At 67.0% G+C, this 2460-nt stretch carries 2 protein-coding genes; one reads left to right on the forward strand and one right to left on the reverse strand.

Annotated elements, in window-relative coordinates; translation table 11 throughout:
- Window positions 1-209 precede the first annotated feature (209 nt).
- Window positions 210-2039: a hypothetical protein gene (locus ACIBEF_RS32235; RefSeq protein ID WP_396797199.1), complete on the forward strand. Its 1830-nt coding sequence runs from the start codon at window positions 210-212 to the stop codon at window positions 2037-2039.
- Here the strand turns inward: ACIBEF_RS32235 and ACIBEF_RS32240 are convergent.
- Entirely contained in the window at window positions 2016-2351 is a 336-nt protein-coding gene (locus ACIBEF_RS32240) for an ATP-binding protein (RefSeq protein ID WP_396797200.1), read from the reverse strand. The genes ACIBEF_RS32235 and ACIBEF_RS32240 overlap by 24 nt on opposite strands.
- Window positions 2352-2460: the final 109 nt, after the last annotated feature.

Genomic DNA, 2460 nt, shown 5'->3' on the forward strand with positions numbered 1-2460 from the left:
GCCGCTTCTTCCCCATACTCTCCATGATGCTGGACATCCTCCCGGAGACCCCAGGTCCCCTGATCTCGGATGTCCGTCAAAACGGGGCAGGCCCAACCCCGGAACTTGCAACCGCCCTGCAAGATCAGGGGCAAAGCCCGGGGAACTCTTGAACGCGTGACTATCTTCGGTCGTTGAGAGGCCAGTACCGAATAGATGAGGAGATCCGGATGGCACCTAGGTATTCCGATCAGGTCTATGCGCAGGCGTTGAACCGTCTGCCGGTAGGCACCCGCATCACGGGCAACACCACAGTGACGCTGTCCGGTCATATCGTCCCTGTTCCCATCGGCAAACTGGTGAGCAGACTGCGGAACACCTCGGCCAGCGGGGGGCGGGTGGCGGCGCCGGATCCGGTGTTGGTCACCGCGTTGGCCGCGCACGGCCTGCACCGCAACCCGACCGCGCTCCCCGACGGCAAATGGCGGCTGCAACCCAGCAGCGCCAAAATCACCTGGACCGATCAGGACTATGCGCAGGCGTTGAACCGCCTACCGGTAGGCACCCGCATCACGCACGACACCACAGTGACACTGCCCGGTCATCTCGTCCCTGTTCCCATCGGCAAACTGGTGAACAGGCTGCGGAGCATCGCAGCCACCGCGGGGCGGGTGGCGGTGCCGGATCCGGCGTTGATCGCCGCGTTGGCCGCGCACGGCCTGCACCACAGCTCGACCACGCTCCCCGACGGCAAATGGCGGCTGCTACCCAGCGGCGCCAAAATCACCTGGACCGATCAGGACTATGCGCAGGCGTTGAACCGCCTACCGGTAGGCACCCGCATCACGGGCAACACCACAGTGATGCTGCCCGGTCATAGCGTCCCTGTTCCCATCGGCCAACTGGTGAACACACTGCGGAACACCGCAGCCACCGCGGGGCGGACGGCGGCGCCGGATCCGGCGTTGGTCGCCGCGTTGGCCGCGCACGGCCTGCACCACAGCTCGACCACGCTCCCCGACGGCAAATGGCGGCTGCTACCCAGCGGCACCAAAATCACCTGGACCGATCAGGACTATGCCCAGGCGTTGAACCGCCTGCCGGCAGGCACCCGCATCACGGGCAACACCACAGTGACGCTGCCCGGTCATAGCGTCCCTGTTCCCATCGGCCAACTGGTGAACACACTGCGGAACATCGCGGCCAGCGGGGGGCGGGCGGCGGCGCCGGATCCGGCGTTGGTCGCCGCGTTGGCCGCGCACGGCCTGCACCGCAACCCGACCGCGCTCCCCGACGGCAAATGGCGGCTGCTACCCAGCGGCGCCATAATCACCTGGACCGATCAGGACTATGCGCAGGCGTTGAACCGCCTGCCGGTAGGCACCCCCATCACGCAGAACATCACAGTGATGCTGCCCGGTCATACCGTCCCTGTTCCCATCGGCAAACTGGTGAGCACACTGCGGACCATCTCGGCCACTGGGGGGCGGGCGGCGGTGCCGGATCCGGTGTTGGTCGCCGCGTTGGCCGCGCACGGCCTGCACCATAATCCGACCACGCTTCCCGACGGCAAATGGCGGCTGCAATCCGCAGCAGCCGTCCCTGCCGGGCCCGTCCCCGCAGGGAACACCGCCACCGCCCTGACCGGCCCCACCGCCCTGACCGGCCCCGGCCGTATACCGAGCATCGTCGATCTTGTCAACCGTCAGCGGCAGCCCCCACACCTCGCTGAAAACCCGCCACCGCCACGACCGGCGCCCACCACTGTCACCATGACTGACATCATCGCCCCCTGGCACCTCCCCACCCCAACCATGCCACCAGCCGCCACCCCAACCGTGCCACCGGCGGGCACCCCAACCACGACATCGGCGGGCATCGCCGCCGCGGCGCGGCTGTCGACCGTTACTGCCTCAGCACAGCCGAGAGCCGCCAACCGCGAGGACCGCGGCTATTTCCCCACCCCCACCCGTCCCCGCTCAGCCTCCCCTTCGCGCACATCCCCACCGCACACATCGACATCAGGCACATCAGCGTCACCACAGGGACTGTGGATCTGAGGGTGTTTCCGGCCTGACTCGCCAGGCGTTGTGCCTGGTGGGAGGGTGCCGTGATGACCGCGACACTGAACGACCAGACCGGACGTAAAAAGCGGCCCGAGCCGTCGGCGGAGGCGAAAGCGACGGCAGGTGGTCGAGGTTGAAGTCCTCCAGGGTTTTGACCTGGGGGAAGTGGGCGGTGCGCACGCGCATCACGGTGCCCTTGGACTCCCGGTCGGCGACCTGGCGTTGCAGCAGCGCGGCCAGGTATTCCTCGTGTGACCAGTTCTGGTCGCGTGCCTGGTCGGCCAGTTCCTCCCACGAGGCGCCGATGGTGGGGGTCTTGAGTTCCCCCCGTTTCGACGGAGCTTCTCAAACATGATCGACTGATCATGGGGAGGAAGTTCTGTGGCCGCACCGAAGAAGTACCCCGACGAGCTGA

The organism is Micromonospora sp. NPDC050795, from assembly GCF_044456785.1.
In the GTDB taxonomy this organism is placed as follows: Bacteria; Actinomycetota; Actinomycetes; order Mycobacteriales; family Micromonosporaceae; genus Micromonospora.

Coding starts and splice junctions, on each gene's coding strand:
- ACIBEF_RS32235 (WP_396797199.1), top strand. CDS start 210: ATGGCACCTAGGTATTCCGATCAGGTCTATGCGCAGGCGTTGAACCGT.